Origin of the sequence: Phytohabitans maris (assembly GCF_031085175.1) — a bacterium.
GTDB classification, from domain to species: domain Bacteria; phylum Actinomycetota; class Actinomycetes; order Mycobacteriales; family Micromonosporaceae; genus Phytohabitans; species Phytohabitans maris.
Genome location: NZ_JAVHUY010000019.1, coordinates 95,096 through 115,485, shown reverse-complemented (window position 1 = coordinate 115,485; position 20,390 = coordinate 95,096). Strand labels below are relative to the sequence as shown.

General features: G+C 70.1%; 16 protein-coding genes. 7 read left to right on the top strand and 9 right to left on the bottom strand.

Annotated features, from left to right (window positions below; genetic code table 11):
• Window positions 1-68: 68 nt before the first annotated feature.
• Both RB614_RS21365 and RB614_RS21360 read left to right on the top strand, forming a co-directional pair.
• On the top strand, window positions 69-758 hold the full coding sequence (locus RB614_RS21365; protein WP_308714335.1) for a phosphoribosyltransferase: 690 nt from the start codon (window positions 69-71) through the stop codon (window positions 756-758).
• A gap of 22 nt (window positions 759-780) precedes the next feature.
• Window positions 781-1,158 carry a TFIIB-type zinc ribbon-containing protein gene (locus tag RB614_RS21360; protein ID WP_308714334.1) on the top strand — a complete coding sequence of 126 codons (378 nt, stop codon included), beginning with the start codon at window positions 781-783 and terminating at the stop codon, window positions 1,156-1,158.
• Between the two features lie 299 nt (window positions 1,159-1,457).
• Here RB614_RS21360 and RB614_RS21355 read toward each other — a convergent pair whose 3' ends face one another.
• Window positions 1,458-4,145, bottom strand: coding sequence for a replicative DNA helicase (locus RB614_RS21355; RefSeq protein ID WP_428983077.1), 2,688 nt, complete (start codon window positions 4,143-4,145; stop codon window positions 1,458-1,460).
• A 359-nt stretch (window positions 4,146-4,504) separates the two neighbouring features.
• Between RB614_RS21355 and RB614_RS21350 the strand changes: the two genes are divergently transcribed.
• Entirely contained in the window at window positions 4,505-6,586 is a 2,082-nt protein-coding gene (locus tag RB614_RS21350) for a hypothetical protein (RefSeq protein WP_308714333.1), read from the top strand.
• 885 nt (window positions 6,587-7,471) lie between these two features.
• Here RB614_RS21350 and rplI read toward each other — a convergent pair.
• From rplI to RB614_RS21325, 5 genes are all read right to left on the bottom strand, one after another.
• Window positions 7,472-7,924, bottom strand: a complete 453-nt coding sequence (gene rplI, locus RB614_RS21345; RefSeq protein ID WP_308714332.1) for a 50S ribosomal protein L9 — start codon at window positions 7,922-7,924, stop codon at window positions 7,472-7,474.
• Window positions 7,925-7,938: 14 nt separating this feature from the next.
• On the bottom strand, window positions 7,939-8,178 hold the full coding sequence (rpsR, locus tag RB614_RS21340) for a 30S ribosomal protein S18 (protein ID WP_173040721.1): 240 nt from the start codon (window positions 8,176-8,178) through the stop codon (window positions 7,939-7,941).
• Window positions 8,179-8,226: 48 nt separating this feature from the next.
• Complete coding sequence (locus RB614_RS21335; RefSeq protein ID WP_308714331.1) at window positions 8,227-8,769, bottom strand: single-stranded DNA-binding protein; 543 nt, start codon at window positions 8,767-8,769, stop codon at window positions 8,227-8,229.
• A gap of 73 nt (window positions 8,770-8,842) precedes the next feature.
• Window positions 8,843-9,133, bottom strand: a complete 291-nt coding sequence (gene rpsF, locus RB614_RS21330) for a 30S ribosomal protein S6 (protein WP_173157797.1) — start codon at window positions 9,131-9,133, stop codon at window positions 8,843-8,845.
• Between the two features lie 250 nt (window positions 9,134-9,383).
• Window positions 9,384-10,181 (bottom strand): hypothetical protein, encoded by a 798-nt coding sequence (locus tag RB614_RS21325; protein ID WP_308714330.1) that lies wholly within the window; start codon window positions 10,179-10,181, stop codon window positions 9,384-9,386.
• A 165-nt stretch (window positions 10,182-10,346) separates the two neighbouring features.
• Between RB614_RS21325 and RB614_RS21320 the strand changes: the two genes are divergently transcribed.
• On the top strand, window positions 10,347-11,123 hold the full coding sequence (locus RB614_RS21320; protein WP_308714329.1) for a deoxyribonuclease IV: 777 nt from the start codon (window positions 10,347-10,349) through the stop codon (window positions 11,121-11,123).
• Between the two features lie 11 nt (window positions 11,124-11,134).
• Window positions 11,135-13,396, top strand: a complete 2,262-nt coding sequence (locus RB614_RS21315) for a hypothetical protein (RefSeq protein WP_308714328.1) — start codon at window positions 11,135-11,137, stop codon at window positions 13,394-13,396.
• A gap of 34 nt (window positions 13,397-13,430) precedes the next feature.
• Here RB614_RS21315 and RB614_RS21310 read toward each other — a convergent pair whose 3' ends face one another.
• The 3 genes from RB614_RS21310 to RB614_RS21300 form a co-directional block, all read right to left on the bottom strand.
• On the bottom strand, window positions 13,431-14,948 hold the full coding sequence (locus RB614_RS21310; protein WP_308714327.1) for a glycosyltransferase family 87 protein: 1,518 nt from the start codon (window positions 14,946-14,948) through the stop codon (window positions 13,431-13,433).
• 87 nt (window positions 14,949-15,035) lie between these two features.
• The gene (locus tag RB614_RS21305) at window positions 15,036-17,438 is read right to left on the bottom strand and encodes a transglycosylase domain-containing protein (RefSeq protein ID WP_308714326.1); all 2,403 of its coding nucleotides are present in this window, start codon (window positions 17,436-17,438) and stop codon (window positions 15,036-15,038) included.
• A 548-nt stretch (window positions 17,439-17,986) separates the two neighbouring features.
• Entirely contained in the window at window positions 17,987-18,466 is a 480-nt protein-coding gene (locus RB614_RS21300; protein ID WP_308714325.1) for a DUF5318 domain-containing protein, read from the bottom strand.
• Window positions 18,467-18,639: 173 nt separating this feature from the next.
• On the opposite strand from RB614_RS21300, the gene RB614_RS21295 reads away from it, so the two are divergent.
• Together RB614_RS21295 and RB614_RS21290 are read left to right on the top strand one after the other, a co-directional pair.
• Entirely contained in the window at window positions 18,640-19,287 is a 648-nt protein-coding gene (locus RB614_RS21295) for a PadR family transcriptional regulator (protein ID WP_308714324.1), read from the top strand.
• A gap of 23 nt (window positions 19,288-19,310) precedes the next feature.
• On the top strand, window positions 19,311-20,390 hold the full coding sequence (locus tag RB614_RS21290) for an inositol-3-phosphate synthase (protein WP_308714323.1): 1,080 nt from the start codon (window positions 19,311-19,313) through the stop codon (window positions 20,388-20,390).

Here is a 20,390-nt window from a genome sequence, read left to right as displayed (position 1 = left end):
CCGGCGCCCGCACCGCGCCCGGGGTCTTTCCTGGCGCGGCGGCCGGGACCGGCGTACACCTTGGAGGTGTGGGAGCCGCCTTCCGCGACCGGCAGGCGGCCGGTGCGGTGCTCGCCGACCGGCTGCGGCTCTACGCCGGCCGGTCCGGGACGGTCGTCCTCGGCCTGGCCCGCGGCGGCGTGCCGGTGGCCGCCGAGGTCGCGGCGCGGCTCGGCGCCCCACTCGACGTGCTGGTGGTCCGCAAGCTGGGAGTGCCGTGGGCGCCCGAGGTGGCGTTCGGCGCACTCGGCCCGCACGGCGTCCGCGTGCTCAACGACGACATCGCCAGCCGCCTGGAGCCCGGGCAGATCGCCGAGGTCACCCGCGCGGAGGAAGCCGAGCGGGCCCGGCGCGAAGCCCGCTTTCGCCGCGACCGCCCACCCCTCGACCTCGCCGGCCACACCGTGATCATCGTCGATGACGGCCTAGCGACCGGCGCCACCGCGCGAGCGGCCGTGGTGGTGGCACGCCGGCTGGGCGCCGAACGCGTCGTGCTCGCCGTTCCGGTCGGCTCCACGCAAGCCTGCGAGGAAATCGCCGCCGTGGTCGACGACCTCGTGTGCCCGCTCTGCCTGGCCGACTTCGGCTCGGTCAGCCGCTACTACCACGACTTCCACCAGGTGACCGACGGCGAGGTGGGCGCGGTGCTCGCCGCCGCCGGCTGGGCGGATCGCGCCTCGCGGATGCCTCCCGGGATCGCGCCTCGGGGCTCTCAGTGACGACACCCGGTACCGTCGAAGGATGCAGATGACCTGTCCGAAATGCCGTGGCGAGATGCGCACGTACGAGCGCAGCGGCGTCACCGTTGACCAGTGCACCGAGTGCCGCGGGATCTTCCTCGACCGGGGTGAGCTGGAGAAGCTCTTCGAGGCCGAGGCCAACTGGAACCAGCAGCACAGCGCCCCCGCGGCCGCCCAGCGCCCGCCGGCTCCGGCGCCCGGTGGCTACGCGCCGCCGCCCCCGCCGCCGCCCGGTGGGTATGCTCCGCCGCCGCCCCCACCGCCGGCCCACGGCTACCCCGCGCCGGCCCCGGCGTACGGCGGTGGCCACCACTACGGCTACCACGGGCACTACCACCACAAGCGCCGTAAGGGCTTCCTCGGCGAGCTCTTCGACTGAGCTACGACCGCAGTCCGGTCCGGCGGGCGTCGTTCTCTTCGTCGCCGGACCGACCTAGGGCCTGTTTCAGAAGGATTGTCGAGGCGAGCCGGAGTCCAGACGGCGATCCGGCAAGTCGGGCGTAAGGCCGCATACAACACCGGTATGCGACCTTGCGCCCGACTTGCCGGTCGTCGTCCGGGCCCGGCGCAGCCCGGCAAGGAATTTGCCTAGGCGGCTGCACCGCCCGCTGGTCGCTGTGCTCGGTCGCCCGGGGCCGCGCGCCAGGTCTCCCCAGACGCGATCGCCTCGTCGTCTCCTCAGACGATCGCCATGTCGACGAAACGGGACAGGTGCAACTGTGCCGCCACCGTGACGGTGTCGGTCGGCCCATTTCGATGCTTCGCGACGATGAAGTCCGCCTCTCCGGCCCGCGGCGACTCCTTGTCGTAGTAGTCGTCGCGGTGAAGCAGGAGGACAACGTCGGCATCCTGCTCGATGCTGTTGTGCGTGGCGATCCCGTTGGCGATGAAGTTGTGGGTGCCCATCACCGTCGCGTCGTAGACGTCTCGCTCGCCGAGCGGCTCGATGGAGACGACCTCGTCCCAGAAGATGTCGTTTGTGGCGTGCAGCTCCAGGTCGGCCGAATCCAGCACCGCCGCGATGCGTGCCAACCGCTGCCGGCTGGGTGAGTGTTTCCACAGCGCGCTGCCGGAGAACTGGGTGCCGATCGCGGCCGCGAACTGCCGATGCGTCATACCCTGCTCGCCGAGAATCTCCCGAACTCGATGCCAGACCTCTTTGGGCACGGTATCCACGTTCGTATTGCCGGCAACCGCTTCGAGCGCGGACAACAGCCTCTCGCAGGCGACGGACCGACCACCGTGGACACCAATCTCCCGCAAGAATCGCAGCTGGTCGTCGCGCCCGGAGATGTCCAATGTGTACTGCGATCGATGGGCCGCCGGCTCGATCTCCCTGAGTCGGGCGGTGATGCCAAACCTCAGCAGCAGCCTCGTAACGTCCTCAACCATCCGGCGGCTGGTCGAGCCGAAGTAGATCCGCCCACCACGACCGGCGGTCGTGACGGATCCGTCCGTCGCCCACAGGTGCCGGAGAAACATCGACACCTGCTCCTTCGGCAGCGAAAACACCCCGGCCGGGATGAACTTCTCATGCGACCTGAGTCCAAAGAGGCCAAGCCCGTCCAGCCACTCCGCGATCGGGTTTCGGCCCCCCCGGGCCAGCCGGTACGGCGCGGGCAGCCGAAGCGTGGTCACCCTCGCCGCCGGGTATTCGTCGCGTATCGCGGTAACGCCGAAGTGCTCGGCTGCCGATGTGACCGCTTCGAGGTTGCGCTCGTCCACACTCGCGTACCGGATTGGCTGCCGGCGGACGAACGAACCGTCGCCAAGGAGATGAGCGAGGAGCACCACCTCGTCGGCCGCCCAGGGACTGATCGCCAGCGGCGGCGGGATGTGGCGTGGCGTCGCGAGGCGTGCACCAATGGTGATGTCGCCGAGCGGCCGCCACCCGTCGAACGTCAGGAACGGATGGTTGGCCGTCGCCTCGATCTCCTTGCCGGACGACAGACGGAGCCGGAAGACCTCCTTACGCCCGCTCGTGAAGGCGTGGGTCATCGTTCGGGGTGTGTATTTCAGGCTCTCGTCCAAGGCCCAGACCGGGACATCTCTAGCTCCGGAGGAGAGCAGCTCACCGAGGGTCACCTCCGCGTTGGTGTCCGCGCGTACGACCCTGGTGCCGGCGGTCAGGCATCCAGACTCGCGCAGGTCGGAGAGCTGGGGGCGCTTGTCGGTGCGCTGCTCGGGACCGCGGTTGAGCTGGCTCACCGCGATCACCGGGCACTCGACCTCCTTGGCCAGCAGCTTCAGGCCACGCGACAGCTCGGCGACCTCCTGCTGGCGGCTCTCGGTGCGCTTGGGCGAGGTCATCAGCTGCAGGTAGTCGACGACGATCAGCTTGAGGTCGTGGCGCTGCTTGAGGCGGCGCGCCTTGGCCCGGATCTCCATGAGGTTCATGCTCGGCGTGTCGTCTACGAACAGTGGAGCCTCGCTGATCTCGCCCATCCGGCGGGCCAGCTTGGTCCAGTCGTCATCGGAGAGTTGGCCGGAGCGCAGCACGTGCAGCGGCACCCGCGCTTCGGCCGAGAGCAGGCGCATGACGATCTCGACCTTGCTCATTTCCAGCGAGAAGATCGCACTCGCGCAGTTGTGACGGATGGCAGCATTTCGGGCGAAATCCATAGATACCGTTGATTTGCCCAGACCGGGGCGGCCGGCGACGATCACGAGCTGACCGGCGTGCAAGCCGTTGAGCAGGCGGTCGAGGTCGGTGAAGCCGGTGGGCACACCGGTCATCACGCCGCCCTGGGCGCCCACCGCCTCGATCTCGTCGAGCGTGGGCTGGAGCATGTCGGCGAGGATCGCGAAGTCTTCGCTGACCCGGCGCTCGGTCACGTCGTACACGGCCTGCTGGGCCAGGTCGACCACGTCGTCCACGTCGCGACCGGCACCGGAGGCGGCGCCGTAGCCGAGCTGCACGATGCGGGTGCCGGCCTCGACCAGGCGGCGCAGCACGGCCCGCTCGCCCACGATGCGCGCGTAGTACGACGCGTTGGCGGCGGTCGGCACGCTCGCGATCAAGGTGTGCAGGTAGGGCGCGCCGCCGACCCGACCGAGGTCGCCGGTGTCGGCGAGCGTGGCGGCGACCGTGATGGGGTCGGCCGGCTCGCCCCGCCCGTACAGGTCGAGGATCGCGTCGAAGATGGTCGCGTGCACCGGGCGGTAGAAGTCGCCGGGCTTGAGGATCTCGACCACGTCGGCGATCGCGTCCTTGGACAGCAGCATGCCGCCGAGCACGCACTGCTCCGCCGCCACATCCTGCGGCGGCGTCTTGTCGAACTGCCCGTTGAAACCGCCAGGCCCGCCGGGCGGCGGGGGATCGGTGGGTGGGCGGCCAGCCGGCCGCACGTCGTCGGTGACCGACACCCGTCCCCCTCCCCCACGTGATCGACTCCGCACAAGCAAACCGCAGGGGTACGACAAGACCGCGCGGAGGCCGAGCGCACACCATACGAAAACGCTGGTCACGACCTCAAATGAGCCGGTGGACGAGCCTTGGGACAACCTGTGGACAGTCACCCGAGGGGGTGTGTGCAGCCTGTGCACAGGCTGTGTATAACCACTGGGGATTACCCGCCGGGTAGGGTGTGACGTGGGCGGACTCGGTCCCCAAGGTGTGGAGGAAGAATTCCGGGTCTGCCGGGACCCTACTCACGGCATATCATGACCATCGACGGATGTGCCTCAGGGATCAGTTGCGGTCTGAAGACAGCGGGAAAGGTCACGTGGACTACCGGGACTGGGGGTACGACTCTCGCGGCCCGCGCGAGCGCCGGTCCGCTGATGACGTGCGCCCTCAGAGCTGGGACTACACCGGCGAGATCTCCGGCCTGGAGCGCCGGGATGGCGCGCGCCGGTCCGATCTCGACGGCACTGGTGGCTACCCGTCGCGCGGCTCCTCCTCCTACTCCTCGGGCAGCATCTACCGTGGCCGTCGCCGCCAGCAGGACGACGCGGTGGCCGAAGACCGGCCGTATGGTCGGCGCAGTGCCCGCACCCGCTGGCAGCAGGGCGAAGAGGACAGCACCGGCACCTTCAGCCGATACGAGGAGCCCGACGACCGGGGCGGCCGCCAGTCGAGCGGTTGGGCGTCCGAGGTCGCGCCGACGAGCGGCTGGACCCCGTCGGCGGCCCCGACGAGCGGGTGGGTCGGTGCGGCGAGCACGAGCGAGTGGACCCGCGAGGCTTACACGGGCGAGTGGACCCGCGGCGACTTCACCGGCGAGTGGCACCGCGACACGGGCGAGCCGATCATGCCGCCCCGTTCCGAGAGTGCCGGCCGCGGCGAGCCGGGTGGCCGCCGGCGGGCCGCACCGGACTGGCGCGAGCTGCCCGAGGAGCCCGCCGGCTACGACCGCACTCCCGCCGTCCCGCCGCAGCGCGACAGCTTCACCGACACGAGCGAGTGGGTCCCGCCCGTCGGCGAGGAGACGGCGTCCCGCCCCCGGCGGCCCGACTGGGCGGTCGGGCTCGACCCGTCGTCGGGTGGCGGCCGCAGGCGCCGTTCCTGGCAAGACCAGGCCGAGGCACGCTGGCCGAGCACCCGGTCCGACAGTGACCGCGTCGAGGAGCCGTCCGGCAGCTGGTCGACCAGCGCACCGGTGTCTGGAGTCGCCGGCGCGGCCGGCTGGTCCGGTCGGGGCGACGAGCCGGTGTCACGCCGTTCGAGCGCCGGCGGCCAGCGGCCCGACCCGCGCCTGTCCGACGACGATCCGCGCTGGGTGGGTGTCCCGTCGTCGGCGCCGCGTTCGCCGGCGGTCGCTTTCCCGGACGAGGGCGACTTCGACTACGACGACCGCCCTGGCGCCCGCGGCGCCCCCGCGACCTACCGCGACGGCGACCTGCGAGCACCAGCGACCCGCCGCGACGACACGCCCACCACCTACCGGGCCACGGCCGCGCCGCGCGCTCGGGCCGAGGCACCCCCGAGCGACTGGCGCGCACCCACCGAAGCACCCGACAGCGAGCGGGGGCGCACCGAAGCACCCGCGGCCGACTGGCGCACACCCACAGCGGCCCCCACCACCGAGCGCGCCCGCACCGACGCACCCGCGACCGACTGGCGCGCCCCGACGGCAGCACCCGACAGCGAGCGGGGCCGGGCCGAGGCAGCAGCAGCCCCGACCGACTGGCGCGCCCCCACGGCAGCGCCGGTCAGCGAGCGCGGCCGCGCCGAAGCACCCGCGAGCGACTGGCGCACGCCCACCGCACCACCCGCCACCGAGCGCGCCCGCACCGAGGCGCCGGCGGCCGGCTGGCGTGCGCCGACCGCGGCGCCCGGCAGCGAGCGCGGCCGGGCCGAGGCGCCCGACCGCACGGCCAGGGCAGCCGGAGCCGGCTGGCGGGCCCCGACGGCGATGACCGGCAGCGAACGCGCGGTGGCGCAGGCGCCCAGCCCCGCTCGCGACTGGCGCTCCTCGGCAGCCGACAACGGCCGTGCGCGTGGCCTCGGTGCCGCCGTCCGGCGGGTGACGACGCCAGACGAGCTGGAAGACGAGTACGGCCGCACCCGCGGCGGCGTCTTCGCGGCGGTGGTCGCGACCCTCGCGTGGTACGCGGTGCCGCTGCTCCTCTTCGCCGTCTACACGCTCTTCCAGGGGGAAGAGAGCCAGGTGCTGGGCTCGCTCTCCGGCGGCGTGACCCGCTTCGGCGCGGCGCTCGCGGTCAGCCTCGTCGTGGCGGTTCTGCTGCGCTGGGTCAGCAACACATGGCGCGCGATCAGCGTGGGCCTCGCCGCCGCCGTCGTGGGCGGCGGACTCTCCACTGTGCTGCTCTCCGCGATCAGCGGCCAGCCGCTGGGCGGCTAGGGTCCTAAACAGGCAGGACAGATCCGAGCTGCCGCGATCTCTGTCCGTCGTGGTCCAGACCCAGTGCCACTCACCGTAATTTGATCACGAAGGCAAGGCGGCCCTGGGCTACCCATGCGAGCAAGGAAATCCGCCTGCCTGAGGACGCGGCCGGCTCCGTCTCGGCGAACGCGTACGTCGCAGCCTTGACCAAGTAAGTGGTGGATGGCGTTGGGGCCAGACCGCGCTCGCGAAAACTCACGTTCGTGGTCCCGCGCCCGTGGCTCCGGCGGTGGGGTGCGCGGTCCGATCTTGGTCACGGTGGTGGGTCGCCCCGCCGGTGACGGTGTCTTTCGCTGTCGGGCCGTTCGCCCTTTCCTTGATCGACGCGGGAAGGCGGGGATTGCGGTGCGTCCGTGGCGAAACCGCCCCGCCAGGGGTGCTCACCCCTGAGTCCGGGCAGCTCCGGTCACCGGCCTGCGCGGACGGTAGAGAGCCCCAGCCCACCCGCTCCCGCGGCCTCCCCCTCCGTAGTTGGCATATCCGCACCGCAGGCGGCGCCTGCTCTCGGTGGTTGTGAATCTAGAACGTTTAGGGCGGATATAGAGCCCTAAACGTTCTAGATCGGCTTCGGACCTGCTCCTGCCCGAGGCAACGGAGCGGCGACCGCGACCAGACGCGGAGGATGAGGCCGCAGAAGCGGACGACCGGTCCCATGATCGGCACATCGAGATCAGCACAAGCCGCAGGTCGTGGTACCTGGATGTACCTCCAGCTACAGCGAAGTACCACGATCCGCACGAGCCGCCCCGCCCGACACCGATCAAGGGACGCACCGACCTCGACCCCAAGCTCACCGCAGACGCAGAAACGGGGGCGCCGAAGCGCCCCCGTTTCTATGTGCTCTTACTTGGCCTTGACCACCGTCAGGTCGAAGCGGGCCGTGACCTCCGGGTGCAGCTTGACCCGGACCGCGTGGGCGCCGAGCGACTTGATGTGCCCGGGGAGCTCCAGCCGGCGCCGGTCGAGGGCCGGGCCACCCGCGGCGCGGACGGCCTCGACGACCTCGGCCGGGGTGACCGACCCGAAGAGGCGGCCACCGTCGCCGGCGCGAGCCGACAGGGTGACCTTGGAGAGCCCTTCGATCTGGGCCTTGATCTCGTTGGCGTGGCCGAGGTCGCGGATCTCCCGGGCCTCGCGGGCCCGACGGATCACGCTGACCTGCTTTTCCGCGCCCTTCGACCAACGGATGGCGAAGCCCTGAGGGAGCAGGTAGTTACGGCCGTAGCCGTCCTTGACCTCCACCACCTCGCCGGGAGCGCCGAGGCCGGACACCTCCTGAGTCAGAATGATCTTCATGGTGGTGCCTCCCCTCAGCGCGCCGTCGTCGTGTACGGCAGGAGCGCCATCTCGCGGGCGTTCTTGACCGCACGGGCGATCTGCCGCTGCTGCTGGGACGTCACCCCGGTCACCCGCCGAGCACGGATCTTGCCGCGGTCGGAGATGAACTTGCGCAGCAGCGCGGTGTCCTTGTAGTCGATGTAGGTGATGCCCTCCTTGTCGAGAGGGTTCACCTTCTTCTTCGGCTTGCGAAGTGCCGCAGCCTTAGCCATTGCTCGTGCTCCTGATGATCCTGCGCAGCCCGCGCCGGGGCTGCCGCCTTAGAACGGGGGCTCGTCGTCGAAGTTGCTGCCGCCGCCCGAACCGGAGCCGGAGGAAGAGGCCGGCGCCGCCGTGGCCCACGGGTCGTCGAAGTTGCCTCCGCCGCCGCCCTGGCCACCGCCACCGCCGGAACCGAAGCCACCACCGCCACCACCGGAGCGCGACATCTTCTGCACCTTCGCCGTGGCGTACCGCAGCGAGGGGCCGATCTCGTCGACCTCCAGCTCGATGACGGTGCGCTTTTCACCCTCGCGGGTCTCGTACGACCGCTGCTTGAGCCGGCCCGAGACGATCACGCGGGCGCCGCGCTGGAGCGACTCCGCGACGTTTTCCGCCGCCTGCCGCCACACCGTGCACGACAGGAAGAGCGGCTCGCCGTCCTTCCACTCGCCGGACTGGCGGTCCATGATCCGGGGCGTCGAAGCGACCCGGAACTTGGCGACCGCCGCACCCGACGGGGTGAAGCGCAACTCGGGGTCATCGGTCAGATTGCCGATGACCGTGATGGTGGTGTCTCCTGCCATGACCAACTCCTCGCGCACTCATCGTTTGTCGAAAGGCTCCCAGAGCCGTACGACAACACGACGAGGCTGATCCGGGCGAGCCGGCGCCGCGTCAGCGGACGTCCGGCCGGATGACCTTGGTACGCAGAATGGACTCGTTCAGCCGCAGCTGACGATCCAACTCCGCGACCGCCTCAGGGGATGCCTGCAGATCGATGACCGCGTAGATGCCTTCGGCCTTCTTCTTGATCTCGAACTGCAGACGCCGGCGACCCCAGACGTCGAGCTTCTCCACCGAGCCACCCGCGGTGCGGATCACGTTGAGGTACGTGTCCAACGACGGGGCGACGGTGCGCTCCTCGAGGCTTGGATCGAGGATCACCATGATCTCGTAATGACGCAAGACGTGCTCACCTCCTCTGGGCTAGCGGCCGCGGTCCATCCGCGGCAGGAGGTCGTGCGTCTGTTCGCACAAGTGACGCCGTGGGATAGGCCCACGGCGACAAGACGAACCGAACCAGGATACCGGGCTGTCCCGGCATGAAGAGCCGCGGGGCGCCCTATCCGCTTCTTTGGGTGGGACCTGGGGAGGAACGACCACACCGACGAGGTTGGATAGAAGGCGCCCCGCGGAGCCTGTGTTGATTTGTATATTACGCCACGCCCGTCCGGGTTGCACGTTGGGCGATAATTGCCCGAATTGCACCTGCCGTGACGCCCACCACGCAAACCGTGGCAATGAGTGCCAAAAGGCCAATTGGTCCGCTCTTGCGCACCGGCTGGACCGAGGAGAGTGCCTCGGCGGCCACGCCCTCGTCAGCGGTACCCGATGTCTCGTCAACGGTAGCCAGGGCGTCGCCCAGGTTGCCACCGTCTTCGCCGGCAGTCGCCGGTTCGGGTGTCTCCGTCTCGTCGAGGGACGGCGCGGGCGCGGTCGAAGGCACCGCGTCCGGCTCCTCTTGCCGCGGCTCGCGGCTGCTGCCGCCGGCCGATGGGCGGGGCGACGAGGTCCGGGGCTTGGCGGAGGGCGTGGTGGGGTCCGGGGCCGGGACGACCTCCACCCGCACGGCGGACTCGTCGGAGATCATGCAGCTCGGCTTGAGCCCGAGCTGGACCGGACCACGGTAGAAGATCACCGGGGCTGCCCCGCCATCCGCGATCTCACCCTGCGAGGCGCCATCCAGCAACAGCTTCGCCCGGTACCCGGTGTTGTTGACCACCCGGAGCGTGGTCTCCGCCGGCACCGTGACGGAGTTGGTGCTGGGGTTGGCCGTGCAGGAGACGCCGAGGAGCCCCCGGTCGCCGTTGAACACGACCTCCTCGCCACTCTCGGCCGGCAGCGGCTCCCGCGCCGGTGCGGCCTGCGCGGCGGAAGTGACCAGCAGCGGCATGGCAGCGAAGAGCGCGGCGACCGCGGTGGCGGCGGCGCGGTTTCGGACCAGCGGCGGCATTCACCATCTCCCCAGGTCGGCGGCCCGCCCGGGAACTGCTGAAAGGACATCCCGGGCTGGTATCTACACCGAGCAACGAATTGGGCGAGTCGCCGGTGACGGGTGATTTGTCAGGAACAGCCGCTCGATGACGGACCGTCAGTCCCCTTCAGTAGGCTCGGGCCCATGCGTATCGGAGCCCACGTCGACTCGACCGACCCGCTGGGCGCCGCGACCGCCCGCGACGCCGAGACGGTGCAGTTCTTCCTCACTGATCCACAGGCGTGGAAGGATCCGGCGCCACGCGACGACGCCGAGGCACTGCGCGCCTCCGGCGTCGACGTCTACATCCACGCGCCGTACCGGATCAACGTGGCGACGCTCAACAACCGCATCCGCATCCCCAGCCGCAAGCTGCTGATGAGCCACGCCGCGGGCGCGGCCGACGTCGGGGCCAGGGGGATCATCGTCCACGGTGGACACGTCGAGAAGGGCGAAGACATCGCCACCGGCTTCGACAACTGGCGCAAAGCCTTCGAGTACGCGGCGAAGGCGGGCGGTTTCGCCACCCCGGTCCTGATCGAAAACACGGCCGGTGGTGACAACGCCTGCGCCCGCCGCTTCGACGCGCTGGCCCGGCTGTGGGACGCGATCGGCGAGTTCGAGCCCGGCTTCTGCCTCGACACCTGCCACGCCCACGCCGGCGGCGAAGACCTGCTCACCGCGGTCGATCGGATCAAGGCGATCACCGGCCGCATCGACCTGATCCACGCGAACGGCTCGAGGGACGACTTCGACTCCGGGCGGGATCGCCACGACAACCTGGAGAGCGGCAAGATCGACCCCGAGCTGGTGGTGGCCGTCGTGCGGGCGGCGGGCGCGCCGGTCGTGGTCGAGACGCCGGGCGGCGTGGAGGGGCAGGCCGCCGACATCACCTTCCTGCGTGACCGCGTCGGCCGATAAGGACCCATTCGATGAGTACGGAGCAGCCGCAGGTCGTCGACGGCGACCCGACGGTTCCGGAGCAGGGCGCACCCCCCACGGACGGCGCGACCGCCGCTGAAACCAGCAGGGCCGAGCCCCCCAAAGCTCAGCCCACGAAGGCCGCACCCTCCAAAGCCGAGCCCACTGAAGCCAAGCCCACGACGGCCGAGCCCACCGCGGCCGAGCCCTCCAAAGCCGAGCCCGCTGAGGCCGGAGCGGCCGCCAAGGCCGGAGCGGCTGAGACTGAGCCTGCCAAAGCCGAGCCCACCGAGGCCGGAGCCGCCGAGGCTGAGTCCCCTAAGCCTGAGCCCGCCAAGTCTGAGCCCGACAGGGCCGGGGCGGCCGGGGACAAGACCGCCGGCGACAAGGCCGGGGAGGGCGGCGCGGGCGAGACGGCCCAGGTCAAGGAGGCGCAGGCGGCGCCCAGAGATGGCGACACCAAGGTCGAGGAGATCAAGGTCAAGGAGGAGCCGCCCCGCGACCCGTTCGCGTCGTTCGCGCCCGAGCCGGAGCGGCCACCCACCCGGCGCCAACGGGTCGGGCGGGCGATCGGCCGCTTCCTGATCCACGAGTGGACGCTCGCCAGCCTCGGCTCGCTCGCGCTCGCGGTGCTGATGACCTGGCCCACCCTGCGCTACCCGCTGCACACCCTGCCGCAAGACTTCCAGGACCCGGCGCTGCAGGCCTGGCAGATGGCCTGGTCCGGGCACATCCTGCTCAGCGACCCGAGCCAGCTGTGGGACTCCAACACGTTCTTCCCGGAGCGGCTCAGCTTCGCGTTCTCCGACACGCTGCTCGGATACGCGCCGGCCGGGATGATCGGCGAGGGCCCGGCGGCCGCGATCCTCCGATACAACATCATTTTTGTGCTGGCCCACGCACTGGCGACCTTCGGGGCGTACGCGCTGGTCCGCCAGCTCGGCGCGGGCCGCACCGGCGCGATCGTGGCCGGCGCCGCCTACACCTACGCCCCCTGGATGCTCGCCCAGGCCGGCCACCTGCACATCGTCTCCAACGGCGGGATCCCGCTGGCGCTGGCGATGCTGGCCCGCGGGCACGGCTGGTCGTTGACGCACGGGTTCCGCCCGGAGCGGCGCCACGCGGGCTGGGCGTTCGCCGGCTGGCTCGTGGCGGCGTGGCAGATCACGCTGGGCTTCGGCATCGGCCTCGTCTTCGCGTACGTGCTCGGGCTCGTCACGCTCGTCACCGTCGCGATCCGGTTGGGGCGCCGGGTGCGGCACTGGCGGGTCCGGCGGCCGTGGGGCACCCGCCTCGTCATCGCCGACCTCATCGGCGGCCTGGTCTTCGCCGCGACCGGCGCGCTGCTCTCCCTGGTGTACTTCGAGGTGGCCTACCAGCACCCCGAGGCGACCCGCCGGGTCCAGGACCTGGAGGCGTACTCGCCGCCGCCGAGCGGTTTCTTCACCGCGCCGCCCGAGTCACTGATCTGGGGTGACCTGCACGAGAGTGTGCGTAACGGCATGCGCTGGCCGGCCGAGATGACCGTGCTGCCGGGATACGTACTGTACGCGCTCGCCCTCGCCGGCATCTTCTTCTCGGTCTGGAAGCTGCGCCACCGGCTCCTGCTGCTCGCCGGCGTCCTGGTCACCGCGATCCTCGCGATGGGCCCCAACTTCTTCGGCGGCACATACACCTACCTGCCGCTCTTCAACCACCTGCCGGGCTGGGACGGCCTGCGTACGCCGGGCCGGCTCATGCTCTGGACCACGCTGCTGCTGGGCATCCTCGCGGCCGGAACGGTGAGCGCGCTCGTCCGCCGGGTCAACGACATCGCCGCGATCCGGGTCACCGGGCGGCCCGGCGTCCTGCTCCGCCTCGTCACGCTCGTGCCGCTGCTGCTGGTGCTGGTCGAGGGCCTCAACACCACGCCGCACCCGGTCGTGCCCCAGCAGCCGGAGGTGATGCGCACCGACCCCGGACCGATCGTCGTGCTGCCCTTCAACCGGACGTACGAGCAGCCTGTGATGCTCTGGTCGACCACGCGCTTCCAGCCGGTGGTCAACGGCGGTAGCGGGTTTACGCCGGTGCGGCAGGAGCGCACCCGGGAGGCCGCGCGCACCTTCCCCGACCAGGCCAGCGTCGACTACCTGCGCGAGCTGGGCGTCAAGACGGTCGTGCTGCTGCGCGACTCGCTCGACGGCACGCCGTGGCAGGCCGCGGTGGACATGCCGGTCGACACGCTGGGCATCCGGCGCGAGGAGATCGGCAACACGATCGTGTACCACCTCTGAGCCGGCCGCCCGGAGTTCCCTCGGCGCCAGGCCCTCAGGCGGTCACCGGCTCGCGGTCCGGCGGCGGGTTGTCCGGCGGGTTGTCGGCAAGCGCCCGGCGCGCGCGCCAGCGGGCCAGCCACGGCGCGTCCTCGGCACCGTCGAAGACGCCGCCGTCCGGGTCGTCCTCGTAGGTCTGCCGCACCGGGTCGCGCTCCGGCCGCAGGATGTCGCGCACGATCAGTCCACATAGGACGGCGACGGTGACGAGGCGCAGCGTGGCGGCGAGCACGAAGACGCCCTCCGGGAAGACCTGCTTGCCGGAGGCGCCGAGCAGCTCGCCGTAGAACGAGACGAAGTACAGGACCTCGGCGATCTGCCAGGCAAGGAACGCGCCCCACCGCGGCCGGGCCAGCACGGCGAGCGGGAGCAGCCAGAGCACGTACTGCTGGGACCAGACCTTGCTGAAGATCAGGAACGAGGCGACCACCAGGAACGCCAGGGCGGCGAGGCGGGGCTTGCGGGGCGCGAAGAGGGCCAGCGCGGCGATGGCCAGGCAGCTGAGGCCGAACAGCCCGTACGTCAGGTAGTTGAGCTGCGGGTCGACGTGGTTGCTCAACCACTGGAACGGCCCGTCGGCCGGGTTCCACTTGCCGTCGAGATACCGGCCGATGTACCACAACGTGCCCCAGTCGATCGGGCGCTCGGTGTTGAGCTCGAAGAACCTGTCCCAGCTCTCCCGGTACGGGATGGCGACCGGCAGGTTGACCGCGACCAGCGTGACGAGCGCGGTGCCGGTGGCCAGCAACGCCTGCCGGAGCCGCTCGGTGCGGAGCCCGAGGACCAGGAGCGGCCCGAGGATGAACAGTGGCCACATCTTCGCCGCGCCGGCGAGCCCCAGGAGGATGCCGGCGACGGCGGGATGTCGTCTCGCCCAGGCGTACATGCCGAAGGCGGCCAGCCCGATGGCGAGGAAGTCCCAGTTGACCGTCGCGGTGACGAAGAGCGCGGGGGAGAGCGCGAACATCGCCGCGTCCCAAGGTCGTCGTCGCCGTACGGCCAGGATCGCGCCGACCGTCGCGACCGCGAGCGCCCCGAGCACCAGGGCGTTGGCATCGTAAAACCACAGCGCCTGGTTGAGCTCGGGCCGGCTCTCGCCGAGCGCGTGCACCGGCAGCCCGAGCACGCCCATGAAGTAGCCGGTGAGCACCGGGTACTCGACCGGGTGGTCGCGGTACGGGACCTTGCCCTCGTTGAGCCCTTCGGCGTAGTAGAGCGCGAGCACGTCGGTGTAGCAGAACCGCGTGTACTGGATGTGGTCGGCCCAGGCGCCGTCGCGGCACGGGGACTTTTGCACCCAGTGCAGGGCGAGCGTGAGGCAGGTCAGCGCGATGACGATGCGGGTGGCGGTCCAGAAGCGCCCGCTCCACTGCGCCTGCGGCTTGTCGTGGCCGGCGGCATGCTCGCCGATCGGCCCGCCGATCACCTCGGAGAGCCCGCGCACGAAGCCGTCCGACTGGGCCGGATGATCCACACGTTCAGATCCATCGATGTCAGTCGTACGCACGCTCATAAAGAGGCATCATGCCCTATCAACGGCGGGATCCGCGCGGTCTGCCCGCGCGGATCCCAGCAATCGTCGAGTAGGCACCGGTCGCGGCTAGCCGCCTCCGCCCCCGTTCGGGAACGGGTTTTCCGGCGGTGGAGCCGTGGTCGGGGTACCCGCGTTCGGCCCCTGGTTGTTGTTGCCGTTGCCGTTGCCGTCGTTGTTGTTGTTGTCGCCACCGTTGTCGCGGTCGGGGCAGAGGAAATCGGGCAGGTTGCCACAGGGGTTGCCGTTGTTGGGCCCCTGGGTCGGGGGCGGTGGTGACTGGCCGTTCGGGTACGTGCTGTCCGGGTTGCCGGTGTTCTTCCGCTCCTCGAACCGCTCGACCGGCAGCCCGAGGCGGGAGTGCACGAGGTCCATGAACATTTCCCAGATCGACGCCGGCGTACCGGAGCCCGACATCTTCTTGCCGCCGGCCTCCTCGATCGCCCGGCGTTTGCCCTCGGTGCCCACCCAGACCGCGGCCGCCACCTGCGGCGTCGCGCCGACCATCCAGGCGTCACCGTTGTCGCTGCGCTCCTGGTTGAGTTCCCAGGTGCCGGTCTTACCGGTGGCCGGGCGGCCCTCCTTCAGATCCTTGCCGATGTTGTCCGGGATCTTCTGGAGTACGGCGTTGATGTCGTCGATCTGGTTGGCCACGAACCGCGTCTGCGGGTCGAGCTTTTCGCCCTTGCCGGCCAGCTTGACGAACTTGCCGTTCGCGTCGCGCTTTTCCACCGACCGGATGAAGTGGGCCTTGTTGTAGACCCCGCGGTTGGCCAGGGTGGCTACACCGTTGGCGTGGTCGAGCACGGTGATCGGGTACTGGCCGAACGCCACCTCGTTGTCGAACTCGGCCGGCGCCAGCTTCTTCGGGTCGGTCTTGGTGAGGTCGTGCGGCTTGCCCTTGCTGGTGTCGAACATCGTGCGGATGCCCGCGTCGCGGGCCGCGGCGACCACCTTGTCCGGCCCGATCCCGTCGGCGATCCAGTAGAACGGGACGTTGTACGAGGAGATCGTCGACTGCTCCAGCGTGCAGGAGTGGCCGCACTTGATGTCGCCGGCGTCGCGGCCCGCGTTCGAGATCTTTCGCCCGTTGTCGTCGTCCTTGAGGGCGTCCCAGCGCGAGTCCATCGGGATCTCCTCCCGCAGCGCCGCGGCGAGAGTGTAGATCTTGAATGTCGAGCCTGCGGCGTGGCCGCCCGAGTTGCCGCCGTCGTTGAGGCCGGCGTAGTCGTACCCGGTGCCGTTTTCACCACCGTAGTAGGCCATCACCTGGCCGTTGCTCGGGTTGATCGCCACCAACGCCGCCTTGTAGTACTTCGGCAGCTTGTGCATCGGCGAGGAGGTGGACGCCCAGCGGGCCGCTTCCTCCGCCGCCTTCTGCGCACGCGAGTCGATGGTGGTGGTGATCCGGTAGCCGCCCTTCTTCCACTCGGCGGCCGGGATACCCATCGCCTCAAGCTCGTCGCGGACGTAGTTCACGACGTTGCCGGTCGGCTTGTCGATACCGCACCCGATGTTGCACTTCTTCGGGTCGTACTTCTGCAGCGTCTTCTCCGGGTAGACGGACTTGGCCCGCTCCTCCGGGGTCATCCACCCCTTTTCCACCATGTTGCCGAGGGTGTAGTTCCACCGCTCCTTCGCCGCTTCGATGTTGGTCTGCGGGTCGTAGCCCTTGTGGCCGGTCGCGGTGTCCGGCTCCGGCTGCTTGATCACCGCGGCGAGGACGGCGGCCTCTTCCTTGGTGAGCGCGTTCTTCTGGCCGGGCTGCGTCAGCACCGACTTGCGGAAGTACATCTGGGCGGCGGCCTCGACGCCGTGCGCGCCCCGGCCGAAGTAGATCGCGTTGAGGTAGTAGCCGAGGATCTCGTCCTTGGAGAAGTCCTGCTCCAGCTTGCGCGCCAGGACCGCTTCGCGGATCTTGCGGTTGTAGTTGATGCCGCTGAGGTCGGCGGCGTGCCGCGCGTACTGCTGGGTGATCGTCGAGGCGCCCTGGGTGTCGCCGCCGGTGAAGTTGTTCCACGCGGCGCGGGCGATGCCCTTGAGGTCGATGCCCTCGTGGTCGAGGAAGTTCTTGTCCTCCGCGGCCATCACGGCCTGCTTGACCACCGGGGAGATCTTTTCGGCCGGCACGAGCGTGCGGTTGACCTCGCCCAGCTTGGCCAGCTCGGTCTTGCCGTCCGAGTAGACGATCGAGGTCGCCTGCAGCTCGCTCGTGTCGTAGGTCGGCACGTCGTCGTAGAACCAGGTCAGGCCTACCACGCCGGCACCGGCCATCATGACCACGACCGCGAACGCGGCGACGATCCAGTTGATCCGCTTGCGCCGCTTGGCTCGCTTGATCGCGGCCGGATCGCCCTTGCCGGCCTTGGCCGCGCGGCGTCCGGGGCCGGTCGGCCCGCTCGGCCCGCCGGGGCCTTCCAGCACGTCGGGTCGGCCGAGGCCCGGCCCGGCCGGCGAGACCGGACGGACCACGGCGCGGCCGACGGTCGCCCGGCCCGCGGAGCCGGCGACCGAGGCCCGCCCGGGGGAGGCGGGGGAGGCCGAGCCGACAGAAGCCGAACCGACCGAGGCCCGCCCGGAGGAACCGACGGAGGCTCGGCCGGGCGAGGAGCCGACCGAGGCCCGTCCCGAGGAACCCGCGGGGGCACGCCCGGACGAGGCGCGGGGAGCCGGACCGGAGCCGTACCCGTCGCCGTTGCGGGACCAGCCACCCTCGGAGCCGCCGCGTGCCGACCCACGGGCGCTGGGGGCCCCGTAGTCGTCGGACGGGCCCGGGATACCGGCCCGACCGCGCGCGGAACTAGGGTCGTCGTACGAGTTCATTCGTCACACCCTGCCGGTCGCGATGACGCGCTCTCGCGACGCCATCGTGTTGCGGTGAGTTAGGACACCTTCTGACGCCAGCCCAGCCACACGGCCAGGCAAGGCTTCGCCCGACAAATTCGGACTTATCCGATTAACGAGTGATTGCCTGCCCCGCCACCTCGGGTCCTCCACCCCGATGTCCGGGCAAGCGTCGGTCACCGTCGGGCCTCTCGCCTTCGTTTGGTCGCCGGCGCCCCAACGCCGGTAGCGGATGAACCGGAAGTGGATGAGCCAACGGCAGCCGCCGTCTCAGCGCCGGGCTCATCGGTCAGCCCGTCGCGGCCGAGCAGGAACTGCTCGACGAGATGGTTCCAGTCGCAGGCGCGGCACACCTCCACCACGTACACCTGGAACTCACGGAACGTCATCGCCAGCACCGGCAACTCAGTGCGGGTGCGGGCCTGTCCGGCCGACTGCTTCAGCTCATCGCCGTAAATGTAGTGGACGAGCGTCAGGTTTTCCCGGCGGCAGATCGGGCAGCGCCGGTCGGTGGGCTCGCCGTGGAAGCGGGCGGCGTTCTTCAAGTACGGAGACGCATCGCAGACTTCGTACGTCCCGAGGCGGCCGGAAAAGACCTCACGCAGCAGCGCTCGCTTCTGTAGCGAGTAGTCGACAACCTGCCGCTGCGTGCGCATGCGCACGAGGGTACGCGGTTCCGGCCGAGGAGGCGACAACCGTCACTTTCCGCTACCACACGACTCGATTCTGATGTTTGCCGTCCGGCCACCTCCGAGCTACCGTGCGATGTATCGGGGCGATACATCGCACCGGTTAACGGAAGCCCACCAGCGGGTAAGGAGGATGCGACGTGCTCGACCTCGCCATCCTCGGCCTGCTGCAGGAGTCTCCGATGCACGGCTATGAGCTGCGCAAAGAGCTGGCCACAAAGCTCGGTGCGATCCGCGCGGCGATCAGCTACGGCACGCTGTACCCGACCCTGCGGCGGCTGCAGGCGGCCGGCTGGATCACCGAGGCGGGTGAGGCGGCCGCCGGCGCCGAAGAGGTCCCGCCGCTGACCACCCGCCGCGGTCGCGTTGTTTACAAGATCACAGCAGAAGGCAAAGAGCGCTTCGCCGAACTGCTTGCGCAGGCCGGCCCGGAGACGTATGACGATGCCGGCTTCGGCGTCCACTTCGCCTTCTTCGCCCGCACCGACCGCGCCACCCGCCTGCGCATCCTGGAGGGCCGCCGCCGCAAGGTGGAGGAGCGCCGGGAGGGCCTGCGCGACGTGCTGGCCCGCGCCACCGAGCGGCTCGACGCCTACACGCTCGAGTTGCAGCGTCACGGACTCGACGCCTGCGAGCGCGAGGTCCGCTGGCTGGAGGAGCTCATCGCCAACGAGCGCTCCGGCCGGGCACCCGAGGCTGGCCCCTCGGCCAGCCCACCCGTAGAAGACAGCCCGCCTCCGCCTGGATCCACCACTGGGTCCACCACCAACCTGCCGGAGCGGCCGTGATGAACAAGAAGGAGGCAAACGCGATGGGCTCCGTACGCGTGGCCATCGTCGGTGTCGGAAACTGCGCCTCGTCTCTGGTGCAGGGCGTCGAGTTCTACCGCGACGCAAACCCCACCGACCGCGTCCCGGGTCTCATGCACGTCACCTTCGGCGACTACCACGTCTCCGACGTGGAGTTCGTCGCGGCGTTCGACGTGGACGCCAAGAAGGTGGGTCGAGACCTCGCTGAGGCGATCGTCGCCAGCGAAAACAACACCATCAAGCTCTGCGACGTGCCGCCCACCGGCGTGCAGGTGCAGCGCGGCCCGACCTTCGACGGCCTGGGCCAGTACTACCGCGAGATCATCGAAGAGTCCGACGAGTCGCCGGTCGACGTCGTCAAGGCGCTGCGGGACGCGCGGGTCGACGTCGTCGTGGCGTACCTGCCGGTCGGCTCCGAGCAGGCCGACAAGTTCTACGCCCAGGCCGCCATCGACGCCGGCTGCGCCTTCGTCAACGCGCTCCCGGTCTTCATCGCCTCCGACCCGGTGTGGGCCAAGAAGTTCGAGGACGCCGGCCTGCCGATCGTCGGCGACGACATCAAGAGCCAGGTGGGCGCCACGATCGTGCACCGGGCGCTGGCCAAGCTCTTCGAGGACCGGGGCGTCGAGCTGCTCCGCACGTACCAGCTGAACTTCGGCGGCAACATGGACTTCATGAACATGCTGGAGCGCAGCCGGCTCGTGTCGAAGAAGATCTCCAAGACGCAGTCGGTGACCTCCCAGGTGCCGCACGAGATGGCCAAGTCCGACGTCCACATCGGACCGTCCGACCACGTGCCGTGGCTCGACGACCGCAAGTGGGCGTACATCCGGCTGGAGGGCAAGTCGTTCGGCGACACCCCACTCAACGCCGAACTCAAGCTCGAGGTCTGGGACTCGCCCAACTCGGCCGGCGTCATCATCGACGCGCTCCGCGCCGCGAAGATCGCCAAGGACCGCGGCATCGGCGGCCCGATCCTGTCGGCGTCGTCGTACTTCATGAAGTCGCCGCCGGTCCAGTACGCGGACCACGAGGCGCACGCCGCGGTCGAGGCCTTCATCAAGGGCGACATCGACCGCTGA

Bases quoted from the DNA above. Each gene is read 5' to 3' on its own strand.
- RB614_RS21360 (WP_308714334.1), top strand. From the start codon at position 781: ATGCAGATGACCTGTCCGAAATGCCGTGGCGAGATGCGCACGTACGAG.
- rplI (WP_308714332.1), bottom strand. From the start codon at position 7,924: ATGAAGATCATTCTGACTCAGGAGGTGTCCGGCCTCGGCGCTCCCGGC.
- rpsR (WP_173040721.1), bottom strand. From the start codon at position 8,178: ATGGCTAAGGCTGCGGCACTTCGCAAGCCGAAGAAGAAGGTGAACCCT.
- RB614_RS21325 (WP_308714330.1), bottom strand. From the start codon at position 10,181: ATGCCGCCGCTGGTCCGAAACCGCGCCGCCGCCACCGCGGTCGCCGCG.
- RB614_RS21320 (WP_308714329.1), top strand. From the start codon at position 10,347: ATGCGTATCGGAGCCCACGTCGACTCGACCGACCCGCTGGGCGCCGCG.
- RB614_RS21315 (WP_308714328.1), top strand. From the start codon at position 11,135: ATGAGTACGGAGCAGCCGCAGGTCGTCGACGGCGACCCGACGGTTCCG.
- RB614_RS21310 (WP_308714327.1), bottom strand. From the start codon at position 14,948: ATGAGCGTGCGTACGACTGACATCGATGGATCTGAACGTGTGGATCAT.
- RB614_RS21300 (WP_308714325.1), bottom strand. From the start codon at position 18,466: ATGCGCACGCAGCGGCAGGTTGTCGACTACTCGCTACAGAAGCGAGCG.
- RB614_RS21290 (WP_308714323.1), top strand. From the start codon at position 19,311: ATGGGCTCCGTACGCGTGGCCATCGTCGGTGTCGGAAACTGCGCCTCG.